General features: G+C 67.3%; 18 protein-coding genes. 8 read left to right on the top strand and 10 right to left on the bottom strand.

What is annotated here, in order from left to right; translation table 11 throughout:
• Positions 1-53: 53 nt before the first annotated feature.
• Entirely contained in the window at positions 54-293 is a 240-nt protein-coding gene (locus tag G6N27_RS01220) for a DUF3039 domain-containing protein (RefSeq protein WP_163774584.1), read from the top strand.
• Here the strand turns inward: G6N27_RS01220 and G6N27_RS01225 are convergent.
• On the bottom strand, positions 280-1,254 hold the full coding sequence (locus G6N27_RS01225; protein WP_163774586.1) for a YihY/virulence factor BrkB family protein: 975 nt from the start codon (positions 1,252-1,254) through the stop codon (positions 280-282). The two genes, G6N27_RS01220 and G6N27_RS01225, sit on opposite strands and share 14 nt — an antisense overlap.
• Positions 1,255-1,316: 62 nt before the next feature.
• A complete protein-coding gene (locus G6N27_RS01230; RefSeq protein ID WP_163774588.1) occupies positions 1,317-1,514 on the bottom strand; it encodes a DUF7455 domain-containing protein in 198 nt (65 codons plus the stop codon).
• A 126-nt stretch (positions 1,515-1,640) separates the two neighbouring features.
• On the opposite strand from G6N27_RS01230, the gene G6N27_RS01235 reads away from it, so the two are divergent.
• On the top strand, positions 1,641-2,012 hold the full coding sequence (locus G6N27_RS01235) for a DUF952 domain-containing protein (protein ID WP_163774589.1): 372 nt from the start codon (positions 1,641-1,643) through the stop codon (positions 2,010-2,012).
• On the opposite strand, the gene G6N27_RS01240 is transcribed toward G6N27_RS01235, so the two are convergent.
• The 3 genes from G6N27_RS01240 to ppgK all read right to left on the bottom strand — a co-directional run bounded on the left by G6N27_RS01240 (position 1,955) and on the right by ppgK (position 4,859).
• The gene (locus G6N27_RS01240; RefSeq protein WP_163774591.1) at positions 1,955-2,374 is read right to left on the bottom strand and encodes a RidA family protein; all 420 of its coding nucleotides are present in this window, start codon (positions 2,372-2,374) and stop codon (positions 1,955-1,957) included. The genes G6N27_RS01235 and G6N27_RS01240 overlap by 58 nt on opposite strands.
• Positions 2,375-2,402: 28 nt before the next feature.
• Positions 2,403-3,890: an RNA polymerase sigma factor gene (locus tag G6N27_RS01245; RefSeq protein ID WP_163774593.1), complete on the bottom strand. Its 1,488-nt coding sequence runs from the start codon at positions 3,888-3,890 to the stop codon at positions 2,403-2,405.
• 177 nt (positions 3,891-4,067) lie between these two features.
• Entirely contained in the window at positions 4,068-4,859 is a 792-nt protein-coding gene (gene ppgK / locus G6N27_RS01250; RefSeq protein ID WP_163774595.1) for a polyphosphate--glucose phosphotransferase, read from the bottom strand.
• Positions 4,860-4,975: 116 nt separating this feature from the next.
• On the opposite strand from ppgK, the gene G6N27_RS01255 reads away from it, so the two are divergent.
• Complete coding sequence (locus G6N27_RS01255; RefSeq protein ID WP_163774597.1) at positions 4,976-5,851, top strand: inositol monophosphatase family protein; 876 nt, start codon at positions 4,976-4,978, stop codon at positions 5,849-5,851.
• Between the two features lie 4 nt (positions 5,852-5,855).
• On the opposite strand, the gene cei is transcribed toward G6N27_RS01255, so the two are convergent.
• Entirely contained in the window at positions 5,856-6,506 is a 651-nt protein-coding gene (gene cei / locus G6N27_RS01260) for an envelope integrity protein Cei (protein ID WP_163774599.1), read from the bottom strand.
• A gap of 173 nt (positions 6,507-6,679) precedes the next feature.
• Here cei and G6N27_RS01265 point away from each other — a divergent pair, with 173 nt between their 5' ends.
• Positions 6,680-6,982 (top strand): DUF4193 domain-containing protein, encoded by a 303-nt coding sequence (locus G6N27_RS01265; RefSeq protein ID WP_069396609.1) that lies wholly within the window; start codon positions 6,680-6,682, stop codon positions 6,980-6,982.
• Positions 6,983-7,006: 24 nt separating this feature from the next.
• Here the strand turns inward: G6N27_RS01265 and G6N27_RS01270 are convergent, their stop codons facing one another.
• Entirely contained in the window at positions 7,007-7,483 is a 477-nt protein-coding gene (locus G6N27_RS01270) for a DUF3093 domain-containing protein (protein ID WP_163774601.1), read from the bottom strand.
• A 25-nt stretch (positions 7,484-7,508) separates the two neighbouring features.
• On the opposite strand from G6N27_RS01270, the gene dut reads away from it, so the two are divergent.
• A complete protein-coding gene (gene dut / locus G6N27_RS01275) occupies positions 7,509-7,973 on the top strand; it encodes a dUTP diphosphatase (protein WP_163774603.1) in 465 nt (154 codons plus the stop codon).
• Positions 7,973-8,716: a DUF3710 domain-containing protein gene (locus G6N27_RS01280; protein ID WP_163774604.1), complete on the top strand. Its 744-nt coding sequence runs from the start codon at positions 7,973-7,975 to the stop codon at positions 8,714-8,716. Before dut ends, G6N27_RS01280 begins: the two co-directional genes overlap by 1 nt.
• Positions 8,717-8,887: 171 nt before the next feature.
• On the opposite strand, the gene G6N27_RS01285 is transcribed toward G6N27_RS01280, so the two are convergent.
• Positions 8,888-9,586, bottom strand: coding sequence for an alpha/beta hydrolase (locus tag G6N27_RS01285; protein ID WP_163774606.1), 699 nt, complete (start codon positions 9,584-9,586; stop codon positions 8,888-8,890).
• A 128-nt stretch (positions 9,587-9,714) separates the two neighbouring features.
• Between G6N27_RS01285 and G6N27_RS01290 the strand changes: the two genes are divergently transcribed.
• Both G6N27_RS01290 and G6N27_RS01295 read left to right on the top strand, forming a co-directional pair.
• Positions 9,715-10,083, top strand: coding sequence for an OB-fold nucleic acid binding domain-containing protein (locus tag G6N27_RS01290; protein WP_163774608.1), 369 nt, complete (start codon positions 9,715-9,717; stop codon positions 10,081-10,083).
• 73 nt (positions 10,084-10,156) lie between these two features.
• On the top strand, positions 10,157-10,771 hold the full coding sequence (locus G6N27_RS01295) for a DUF3159 domain-containing protein (protein WP_163781172.1): 615 nt from the start codon (positions 10,157-10,159) through the stop codon (positions 10,769-10,771).
• On the opposite strand, the gene G6N27_RS01300 is transcribed toward G6N27_RS01295, so the two are convergent.
• Positions 10,743-11,405, bottom strand: a complete 663-nt coding sequence (locus G6N27_RS01300; protein ID WP_163774610.1) for a potassium channel family protein — start codon at positions 11,403-11,405, stop codon at positions 10,743-10,745. The genes G6N27_RS01295 and G6N27_RS01300 overlap by 29 nt on opposite strands.
• Before the next feature lie 49 nt (positions 11,406-11,454).
• On the bottom strand, positions 11,455-12,126 hold the full coding sequence (locus G6N27_RS01305) for a potassium channel family protein (protein ID WP_163774612.1): 672 nt from the start codon (positions 12,124-12,126) through the stop codon (positions 11,455-11,457).
• Positions 12,127-12,168 lie beyond the last annotated feature (42 nt).

Raw genomic sequence — 12,168 nt, forward strand, 5'->3', positions numbered from 1 at the left:
TGTTGCACAACTTTCGCTAGGGCGACGCGGTCGGTTGCGGCACAATATGTGCCATGGAGACCCAGACGATCGAACGCACCGACACCGACGAACGCGTCGACGACGGGACCGACAGCGACAGGCCTAAGCACTTCCACTACGTCAAGAAGGACAAGATCGCTGAAAGCGCCGTGATGGGAACGCATGTCGTCGCGCTGTGCGGCGAAGTGTTCCCGGTGACGAAGGCGGCCAAGCCGGGTTCACCGGTATGCCCGGACTGCAAACGGATCTACGCGTCGCTCAAGAAGAGCTGACCCGGTCGGCGCCGACGTCGGTGGGTTCCTCAGGCGCGTCGTCGACGACCTCTTTGGCGCGCTTGACCAACCACCGTCGCATCCGGTGTGCATGTGTCCGTGGCGCCGGCCACTCCTCCTGGATCGCGGCGTTGAACTCCGCGCCCAGCATGATCGAGAACCCACCGAAGAAGGCGAATAGCAGGAACGCGATCGGCGTGGCCAACGCACCGTAGGTGTAGCCGGTGCCGGTGATGTAGCGCAGGTAGATGCGCAGCCCGAGCGTCGCGACCACGAAAGCGACGCTGGCCAGTGCCCCGCCGAAGATCAGTCGGTGCGTGGGTAATGGCTCGGGTAGAGCGACGCGGTACAGCACCACCACGGTGACGATCAGGCCCGTGAGCAGCGCCGGGTAGTAGCCATAGGCCAGCACGTCCTGCAGGCCGTCAGGAATGAATTGGGCAAGCTTGCGCGGCCCGCGCACCATCAGCGGTGCGGTGACGATGACGAAGAGCAGCATCACCACGTACAGCAGCAGCGCGAACAGACGCTGCCGCACCGGGTGGCGTAGCGGAGTCTGATCGTGCGCCTCGACCACGGAGTCGACGAATGCCGAGATCGCCGACGACCCGGCCCACAGCGAAATCACAAAGCCCAGCGACACGACTTCGCCGCGAGCGCCGCGGCTGATGTCGGCGACAGTGGGCTCGATGATTTCGTGCACGACGCTCGACGAGAACACCTTGCTCGACATCGACACCAGACGCTGCTCGATGACCGACATCACGTCCGGGCCGAAGAGGGGAGCGACGTAAGCCAGGCTGCCCAGCATCCCCAACAGCAAGGGAGGGAGGGATAGCGCCGACCAGAACGCCGCTTGCGCAGATTCGGAAAAGATGGAGTCGTCCCAGCTTTTCGACAACGCCCGCTTGGTGATACGCCAGACGTGATGACGCGAGGGCTTTACTGCTGGGTCGCTCATGACCAGTTCAGGATTCCTGACGAACGTCGACGGCGCCAGGACTGCAGGTCGCGAGTCGTGTCTTAAGCCCCCAGTGGGTCGGCGCTGATTTCCAGCACCGCAGACAGCTCGATCAGCTTCGCCTCGTGCTCGTTGGCGTGATGCTGGCAGAACAGCAGCTCTGCGCCGGACGGCAACGTGGCGCGCACACGCGCAGCGGCGCTGCACCGGTCGCACCGGTCGGCCCGGGTCAACTCAGGACTAGTCAGGGTCGCGTTCATGGCTACTCCGTTCTGCCTTCTCCACACTTTGTCAGATGTCTGCGCTTTTGGCCGTCTTCACCGCGGGTTTACCCGTTGTGTCGTTTCTCACCCCTGCCTGGTCAGCGCTGCGGGCAGGATGACGCTATGGCTCAAGAGCAGCCGGTGCTGGTCCACCTGTGTCCCACCGACGACTGGACCGCCGCCACGGTCAGTGGCGAAGTGCGACCCGAGTCCCTTGCCAGCGTGGGGTTCGTCCATTTGTCGACACCGGAGCAGGTGCACCTGCCGGCTAACCGGCTATTTCGCGGTCGTGAAGACCTGGTGCTGCTGCACATCGATGTGTCCCGTCTGGACTCGCCCATTCGTTGGGAACTAGGGGTAGCAACGGATCCGGAGTCGATGCTGTTCCCGCATCTGTACGGCGCCTTGCCTGTTGGCGCTGTGATCAATGTCACCAGCTACCGGCCATCGGCGGACGGATCGTTCCCGGCGGCCGGGGGATCACCCGGCGAATAGGCGTCGGCTTCGATCTCTACCAACAATTCGGGGGCGATAAGGGCGGCGACTTCGACCATGGTGGCGGCGGGCCGGATCTCGCCGAACACCTCGGCGTGCGCCACGGCGACCTCACGCCAGCGAGCAATGTCGGTCACGTAGATCCGGGTTCGAACGACATCGCGCAGCGTGGCTCCCGCTTGATTGAGCGCGATCTCGATGCGGCGCAATGCTTCTCGCGTCTGGGCGCCGATGTCGTCGATCGGCCCCGGTCCCGTCGTCCCGGACACCGCCACATGCGGGCCGACCCGCACCGCCCGCGAATAGCCGACGGCCGATTCGAAATCGGATCCGGACGAGACGAGTACGCGGTTGGCCGACATTCGGTCAGGGTAGGCCGACCGGCGTCGCTCAGTCCAGGTAGTCGCGCAGCACCTGAGAACGGCTGGGGTGGCGCAACTTTGACATCGTCTTCGACTCGATCTGCCGGATGCGTTCGCGGGTCACGCCGTACACCTGACCGATCTCGTCGAGAGTGCGCGGCTGTCCGTCGGTGAGGCCGAAACGCAGCCGTACCACGCCGGCTTCACGCTCGGACAGCGTCTCCAGCACCGACTGGAGCTGATCCTGCAGCAGCGTGAACGACACCGCGTCGACGGCCACCACGGCCTCGGAGTCCTCGATGAAGTCTCCGAGCTGGCTGTCACCCTCGTCGCCGATGGTCTGGTCCAGCGAGATCGGCTCCCGGGCGTATTGCTGGATCTCCAGCACCTTCTCCGGAGTGATGTCCATTTCTTTGGCCAGCTCTTCGGGCGTGGGCTCGCGGCCCAGGTCCTGCAGCAGCTCACGCTGGATGCGGCCCAGCTTGTTGATCACCTCGACCATGTGCACCGGGATACGGATGGTGCGGGCCTGGTCGGCCATGGCACGGGTGATCGCCTGACGGATCCACCACGTCGCGTAAGTGGAGAACTTGTAACCCTTGGTGTAGTCGAACTTTTCGACCGCGCGGATCAGACCCAGGTTGCCTTCCTGGATCAGGTCGAGGAACGCCATGCCCCGGCCGGTGTAACGCTTGGCCAGCGATACCACCAGTCGCAGGTTGGCTTCCAGCAGATGGTTTTTCGCGCGGTCGCCGTCGCGGCAGATCCACGCCATGTCGCGACGCTGTGCTGCGGGCAGCTTCTCGCCGCGGTCGGTCAGCTCCAGCATCAGCTGGGTGGCGTAGAGGCCGGCCTCGATGCGCTTGGCCAGCTCGACTTCCTCCTCGGCGTTGAGCAGCGCCACCTTGCCGATCTGCTTGAGATACGCGCGAACCGAGTCCGCGGACGCGGTCAGCTCGGCATCTTTGCGGGCTTGCCGCAAGGCCTCCGACTCGTCCTCGTCCCAGACGAAATCGCCTGAGGCCTTGTCCTTTTCGCTGGGCTCGACGATCTCCTCGTCTTCGGCAGTCTCCTCGTCGGCGGCTTTGGCCGGTGTTACCACTGCTGCCTTTTCCTTGGGGTCGGCCTCGTCGTCGGATGAGTCGTCCTCGAGATCCTCGAGTGCCAGTTCCTCAGCCTCGAGATCGATATCCGGTTCGCCGTCGAGGTCCTCGACCTCATCCTCGGTCTCGAGGTCCACAGTCGTCACTTCGGCGTCGTGCGGAGCGTCGTCGGCGGACGCTTTCTTGGGTCGGCCGCGTGCGGGACCCGACTTGGCAGCGGCGCTCTTGGTCGCGGTCCGCGCCTTGGGCGCGGCGGCCGCCTTCGCGGGGGCTTTCGCGGCCTTCGTGGCTGTCTTGGGGGCGGCGCCGTTGGCGGCCTTGGTCGGTGTGCGCTTAGCAGCGCCGGCGGGAGTCTTGGCGGCGGTGCGCTTCACCGGCTCCTCGGTTGCCGGTCGTGCTTTGGTCGCTGCCACGTAAACCCCTTCGGTAGGACTCACTTCCGGTGCTCTAGGCATGCTCAACCGGAAGATCTCTGCTATGTCGGATGTCGGCGTCGATATCAGGGTGGATATTCGCCGCTATTCGGTTCGGGCGGCTGCCGGTGACCATTGTAACGACAGCGCGGCTATCCCCCGGTCACAGCACGCAAATCAGTGCGTCACGTCGCGCGTCGCGGCCATCGCGGCGCCGACGATGCCGGCGGTGTTCTGCAGCGCCGCGGCCACCACCGGGGTGCGGTTTTTCAGCAGCGGCACCCACTGGTCGGCTTTGCGGCTGACCCCGCCGCCGACGATGAAGAGTTCCGGGCTCATCGCGTTCTCGATGGCGATCAGCACCTTCGTGACTTGCTTGGCCCACTTCTTGAAGCTCCAGCCGCGCCGGTCCCGGACCGACGACGCGGCGCGGTGCTCGGCTTCTTTGCCGCCGACCTCGATGTGCCCGAATTCGGTGTTGGGCAGCAATATCCCGTTGTGAATGACCGCCGAGCCGATTCCGGTGCCGAATGTGAGCAGCACCACCACGCCGGTGGCGTCCCGGCCTGCGCCGTACCGCTCTTCGGCCAGACCTGCCGCGTCGGCGTCGTTCAGGACGGTGACGTCCTGGCCGCTCAGCTCCGAGCTGATCATGTCGCGCGCGTTGCTCCCGATCCATTTCTTGTCGACGTTGGCCGCGGTCTGGACGATGCCGTGGGTGACGACACCCGGATAGGTGACCCCGAGCGGCCCGGTCCAGTCGAATTCCTTGACGACGGCGGCGATCGTCTTCGCGACGGCCTTGGGAGTGGCCGGCTGCGGTGTCGGCAGCTTGACCCGGTCGCCGATGAGCTGGCCGGTGTCCATGTCGACGATGCCGCCCTTGATCCCGCTACCGCCGACGTCGACTCCGAAGCCCCTGCGCTGCGGCGTCTCGGATGAGGCGTTGGTCGGCTCGGCATTGGTCATCGAATCTCCTCGGCGAGACGTGGTTGTCGACAAAACCCTAATGCGTGCGGCGACGGTTGGTCCGCCCGTTACCCGGGCGTTGCTGAACCCGTCGCCGACTGTGATGCGATGGTTCGGTGAGCACACCTGCGAACCATCCTGCACAGCTGCGGTCGGTGGCCGAGGCGTTGGCGCGGGAGGCGGCCGCGTTCGTCCGCCGTCGCCGGGGTGAGGTGTTCGGGACCGGGTCCGGCGATGGCGACGGCACCGCGGTGCAGACCAAGACGACCCCGACCGACCCGGTCACCATCGTTGACACCGAGACCGAACAGTTATTGCGGGATCGGTTGGCGCACTTACGATCTGGAGACGCGGTTCTCGGTGAGGAAATCGGCGGCCCCACCGACCCGGAGGCCGCCGCAGACGGCGCGGTGACCTGGGTGCTGGACCCGATCGACGGAACGGTCAACTTCGTCTACGGCATCCCGGCCTATGCGGTGTCGGTGGCCGCGCAGATCAACGGCGAGTCGGTGGCCGGCGCGGTTGCCGACGTGGCGGGCGATCGGCTGTATTCGGCCGCGATCGGTTTGGGCGCGCAGGTCGTCGACGCCCAGGGTGCCCGCGGGTTGCGCTGTAGCGGTGTCGCCGACTTGTCGCTGGCGTTGGTCGGCACCGGGTTCGCGTACTCCGAACAACGTCGCACCGCCCAGGCGGCGCTGGTGTCCAAGATGCTGCCGAGGGTGCGGGATGTCCGCCGGATTGGCTCGGCGGCACTGGATTTGTGCATGGTTGCCGCGGGCCGGCTGGACGGCTACTACGAGCACGGGCTCAAGGTGTGGGACAGCGCGGCCGGGGGGCTGATCGCCGCCGAGGCGGGCGCACGGGTGCTGTTGCCGCAGCCGGGGGATCCCGACCGCAACGACCGCGTGACGGTCGCCGCGGCGCCCGGAATCGCCGATCAGTTGCTGGCCCGGCTGGCGGAGTTCGACGGGCTGGCGCCGATTCCGGGCTGACCGGTCAGCAGGTGGTCGCGTGAATCTTGGCCAGCAGCGCGGGGTCGGCCGACTCGGAGTCTCCTCGCTTGAGGCCGGCGAGCACAGAAGCGATGTCGTCGCTGTGCGCCAGCGCGCCGAACTCGGTGCCGAGTACCAGGTCGACGGAGTCGTCGGTGCGGTCGTCGCGGTAGAGCTCGGTGCAGGGCGCGACCAGCCATACGGCAGCGGCCGCGGCCTGACCGGCTTCGCCGAAGCGGATCTGCCCCTGGCAGACCAGCCGGGTCGCGCCGTAGACAGGATCATTTGCGGCGGCCGGCTGGGCGAAGCCGACATCCTTCAAGGCGCCGGCGACTTCGGCGGCCTGACCGCCGCGTCCGCTGGCGTTCAGCACCCGCAGCTTGGTGTCAGCCAGCTTTGCCGGCGCAACATTGATCATCGTGCTGCGCGACACCGCGGATCCCAGCCGCGGCTTCGCCGGATCGGGCTGCTCGGGTGGCGGATTGCAGACCGTGGCCTCGTGGACTTCGGGCCGACGGGTCAGGGCGATCGTCCACACCACCGCGCTGGCCAACAACAGGACCACGAGCAGGGCGATCGCAGGTCTGGCGTTGCGACGACGAAAGGGTCGACCGTGCTTGTCGAAAGCGGTACCCTCGGTGATTTGCGCGACCACGTTGGCACTCTAGGGCACTCTGCAGCCGGATGTTTAGCGCGAGGTAGCGAGGCTAAACAATTGGTGTGACGTAAATCACACTTGAACTCTCTGGTATCCGGGCACGAATCATTTGGTGGATGCGTTCGACGCTGGTACAAAGCTTTGCTTGCAGGGTTACGAGGGGACACATGATGGCTACCGATTACGACGCCCCACGGCGTACCGAGACCGACGACGTTTCAGAGGACTCCCTCGAGGAGCTCAAGGCACGGCGAAACGAAGCGGCGTCGGCGGTAGTTGACGTCGACGAGTCCGAATCCGCCGAGTCTTTCGAGCTGCCCGGCGCCGACCTGTCCGGCGAGGAATTGTCCGTTCGCGTCATTCCGAAGCAAGCTGACGAGTTCACCTGCTCCAGCTGTTTTCTGGTGCAGCACCGCAGCCGTCTCGCGAGCGAGAAGAACGGCGTGATGATCTGTACGGACTGCGCGGCCTGATTCCGATGGTCGGGGGGTCGCCGACTAACTGCGCAACGCCGACAGCACCTGCTCCGGGTGGCGGGAACTCACCAACCAGTACGGCGTCGGGTCGTCGGCGTCGTTCAGGACGACGAGCACCAGGGGGCCGACCCAGCCCCGGTGCACCACGAAAGCAGCCGGATCGAGTTGCCGTCCCAACGCCGCGGACTTGGCTGAGCGCGGAATATCCGCCGATCGCGAGATCACGGTGACCGGCAGGTGCGCCTCGCCGGCCCATAACTCGGCGCCGCCGTCACCCGCGGTCACCCGGATTTCGACGCGGCCCAGCCACAGCAACGCGCCGGCCGCGACCACGAACAACGTCGCGTACGGAATCCAGCGCGGAATGCTCGGCACGCCCTTGTTGATTTCCAGGGATATGACCGTCGCGAGCGCAAAAGCCAATGGCCACCACCACCATGGAACCCACAGCCGCTCGCGGTACCGCACGCTTTGCGGCGTGACTGGCGTACTTGACACTCGGTCAAGGGTAATCTGTGGCCCCGTGTCGACCAGTCTGGCGGTTGTTCGTCTCGACCCCGGGCTTCCGCTGCCCGCCCGGGCCCACCTCGGTGACGCGGGCGTGGATCTCTACAGCGCCGAGGATGTCGAGCTGGCGCCCGGCCACCGCGCGCTGGTGGGCACCGGCATCGCGGTCGCCATCCCGCACGGGATGGTCGGCTTGGTGCACCCGCGATCCGGATTGGCTGCGCGGGTTGGACTTTCGATCGTCAACAGCCCGGGCACCATCGATGCGGGCTACCGTGGTGAGATCAAGGTTGCGCTGATCAATCTCGACCCCGCGGCGGCGATCATCGTCAACCGCGGAGACCGGATCGCCCAGTTGCTGGTGCAGCGCGTCGAGTTGGTCGACCTTGTCGAAGTGTCGTCGTTCGACGAGGCGGGCATGGCAGAAACCTCACGTGGCGACGGCGGCCACGGCTCCTCCGGCGGACATGCGAGTCTCTAATGGCATTCGGTAGACGTAAATCCAACGAGCAGCCGGTCGACGAGCCGGAAGTCGCGACCGCCGACGCCCCGGTGGTCGACGAGGCGGATGGCCCGTTCGACATCGAGGACTTCGACGACGACGCCGCGGGTGCCGCCGAGGGCCGGCTGGACCTCGGCTCGGTGCTGGTGCCGCTGCCGCCCGCGGCCCAGCTGCAGGTCGAGCTGACCGAGACCGGGGTGCCCAGCGCGGTGTGGGTGGTGACCGCCAACGGCCGGTTCACCATCGCCGCCTACGCGGCGCCCAAGACCGGCAGCCTGTGGCGTGAGGTCGCCGGCGAGTTGGCCGAGTCGCTGCGCAACGACGGCGCCACCGTGACGATTCAGGATGGTCGCTGGGGGCGTGAAGTCGTCGGGACGGCCACCGGTGTGGTGCGGTTCATTGGAGTCGACGGATATCGCTGGATGATCCGCTGCGTGGTGAACGGCTCGATCGAGACCATTGACGCGCTCACGGATGAAGCGCGGGAAGCATTGGTGGACACCGTGATTCGACGCGGTGATACGCCGTTGCCGGTTCGTACGCCGTTGCCGGTGCAGCTGCCCGAGCCGATGGCATCCCAGCTGCGTGAGGCCGCGGCGGCTCAGGGCGGACAGCCGATCGCGCAGCCCGAACCCGAGGTCGCAAGCGAACAAGGCGAGCCGACCGAGCGTCGCAGCGCATCGGGCTCGGCGATGCAGCAGCTGCGGAGCACCGGCGGCTAGCCCGCCGACGATGCGGGCCGGCACGGCCCGGGGAGGAAGCGGGCGATCCGGCTAGCCCGCCGACGATGCGGGCTGGCACGGCCCGGGGAGGAAGCGGGCGATCCGGCTAGCCCGCCGACGATGCGGGCCGGCACGGCCCGGGGAGGAAGCGGGCAATCCGGCTAGCCCGGCTCAGGCCTCGCCGAGCGCTGCCAGGCAGGCGGCACCGAGTGCGGCCGGGTCCGCGCCCAGCTCGTCCAAGGTGATCGTCCGCAACGCCGCGTGCGGCGCGGCCGCCGCCCATTCCCGTCCGACCCGGAGCGGATGAATCGTGTCGTCGACGGCCGCGACGACACCCATCGGGGTCGTCAGCCTTCGCAGCTGCGCGTGACTCGGGGCGACATAGGCCGCCGCCTCGTCCATGGCGTCGGGCAGATCCGGCCATTGGCCGCGCCACGACCGGGTCAACTCCTCGGCGAGCCACGGCGGGCTGGACGCGCGCATCTGTGCCGTGGTCGCGGCCAGGCCGTGCTCGCGCAACTGTTGCGCCGAATAGCGCGCCGCCAGAGCGGCCGGAGAACTGGCCGGCTCACCCGTCCAGGCGGGCAAGGCGGCCAGCACCGCGACCGAGTGTTCGGGGTGGCCCAGCGCCCAGGTCAGTGACACCGCGGCGCCGATCGACACGCCGCCGACCGCGATCGGACCTTTGGCCGCCGCACCGTCCAGCGCCGCCAGGTAGCCCTCGATCAGGCGGCCGGGCTCCGGTGGCGGCGCCACCAGCCGTGCCCCGGCGGCGCGCAGCGGAGCGGCGAACGCCCGGGTGACGTAGTCGTCGTCGGATCCGGTTCCGGGCAGCAGCACGGCTGTCACCCCGCGAAGGTCGAAGGCCACCCCTAGATATTGCCTGCGCGCCATTTGGCGTTTGAGGAACCATCGGGTCTACCGTGTCCGTTGTCGTGAGAGGATCGGCTCACCCGGTCCCGAGGTGAACCAACAAGCAAGGACGCTCAGGAGAGGCCATGGCCGCGGAAGGTTATCTGCGCCGGCTGACTCGTCGGTTGACGGAGCACCCCGAGCAGCGTGACGCCGAGGAACTGCGCGACGAGGCGGCGACCACCGGCGCGCAGCGGGCCATCGATTGTCAGCGCGGCCAGGAGGTCACCGTCGTCGGAACGCTGCGCAGCGTGGAGTGCAAGGGCAAGGGCTGCGCCGACGGGGTTCGTGCCGAACTGTTCGACGGCACCGACACCATCGCGCTGGTGTGGTTGGGACAGCGCAGGATTCCCGGCATCGAATCAGGCCGCACGCTGCGGGTCCACGGCCGGCTCGGCAAGCTGGACAACGGCGCCAAGGCGATTTACAACCCGCACTACGAAATTCAGCGGTGAGGCGCGCTTCGTGAACCGTCCCAGCGACGCCACTGAGGTGGCCGACGCCCCCGATCGCACTCCCGCCGACCGGATGATGCAACAGCTGGGCGGCGTGTCCGGGATCGTCTACTCGTCGATCCCGGTTCTGCTGTTCGTCGGTACCGAGCGATTGATGGGCCTGGCCGCGGCAGCGGGCGCGGCCCTCGGCTCCGCGGTGCTGATCCTGCTGTGGCGGGTTTTTCGACGCGAGTCGCTGCAGCCCGCCGTGTCCGGGCTGATCGGTGTCGCGGTCTGCACACTGATCGCTTATCTGCTGGGGGAGTCCAAAGGCTATTTCCTGCTGGGCATTTGGACGTCGCTGATCTACGCGTCGATATTCGCGACGTCGATCCTGATCCGCCGGCCGGTGGTCGGCTACATCTGGAGCTGGCTGCACGGCCACGACCGGGGCTGGCGGACCGTGCGCCGCGCCGTCTACGCGTTCGACATCGCAACGCTCACCTGGGTGCTGGTGTTCGCCGCGCGTTTCGTGGTGCAACGGGTGCTGTACGACACCAACCACGAGGGCTGGCTGGTGGTGGCGCGGATCTCGATGGGTTGGCCGCTGGCCGCTCTGGCCGCGTTGGTGACTGTTCTGGCGATCAGATCCGCCCAGCGCGCGCTGGACGACGCGGGTATCACTGCGGCGGCAGCAGAAGCCGACTGAGCTCTTCCTCCGACTCGGTGACGCAGACGAACAGCAGCTCGTCACCGCCCTCGAGCGGCTCGTCGCCCTGCGGCACGATCACCCGCGGTCCGCGCAGAACCGTGACCAGCGCGACGTCTCGCGGCAGTTGCAGCTTCTTCACCGGCTTGCCGCCCCACGGGGTGTTGTCCGGCAGCGTGATCTCGACGAGGTTGGCCTGACCCTTCCGGAACTCCATCAGCCGCACCAGGTCTCCGACCGCGACGGCTTCCTCGATCAACGACGCCAGCATGCGTGGCGTGGACACCGCGACGTCGACGCCCCAGGCGTCGGTGAACAGCCACTCGTTGCGCGGGTCGTTGACTCGGGCCACCACCCGCGGGACCGCGAACTCGGTCTTGGCGAGCAGGCTGAGCACCACGTTGGCCTTGTCGTCACCGGTCGCGGCCACCACCACGTCGAACTCGTGCGCCTGCATCGACTCCAGCACGCTCACCTCGCACGCGTCGCCGAGCCGCCAGTGCGCGGCCGGGATCGCGTCGGGATCGATGTGATCGGCTTTGCGCTCGATCAGCGTGACGTCGTGCTTGTTGTCAATCAGCTCGCGCGCCAGCGAGCGACCCACCGCACCGGCACCGGCAATCGCGACTCTCATGGGCGCCGCTCCTCTTCATCGCCGCGCTCTGAATCGTCGTCGGCGCGTCTCATCGCTCAGCGTCCTCGCCCGGCGGCAGCGCGGCGATGGCCAACGCCTCGGACGCACGCCCGGAGATGGCCGCGATGTAGACCTGATCACCGGCCTGGATGACGGTCTTCGGCTCGGGAAGAATCCCGGTCCCGAACCGGATCAGGAACGCGACCCGCGCACCGGTCGCGGCTTCGAGGTCGGTGGCCCGGCGGCCCACCCAGTCCTCGTGCAGGACGGCCTCGGCGACGGCGACGGTCCCGGTCGGGTCGCGCCATTTGGCGGTCTCGGCGTCCCGGGTGATGGCGTGGAGCAACCGGTCGGTGGTCCACGGCACGGTGGCGATGGTGGGAATGCCCAGACGCTCGTAGACCTCGGCGCGTTTGGCGTCGTAGATCCGCGCCACGACGCGCCGTACACCGAAGGTTTCGCGGGCCAGTCGCGCCGAGATGATGTTGGAGTTGTCGCCGGAGGACACCGCGGCGAATGCGTCGGCGTCTTCGATGCCGGCCTTCAGCAGCACGTCCCGGTCGAAACCGAGACCGTGCACCCGTTGACCGGCGAATTCAGGGCTCAGCCTGCTGAACGCCGTCTCGTCGCTGTCGATCACCGCGACGTCGTGGCCGATCCGGGACAGTCCGTCGGCGACGGACGAACCGACCCGGCCGCATCCCATCACAACCACTCGCATTTGAGGTCTCTTTCTCGTTGAGCAAACCGTACCGCCAGGCGC

Source organism: Mycobacterium cookii, assembly GCF_010727945.1.
Lineage (GTDB): Bacteria > Actinomycetota > Actinomycetes > Mycobacteriales > Mycobacteriaceae > Mycobacterium > Mycobacterium cookii.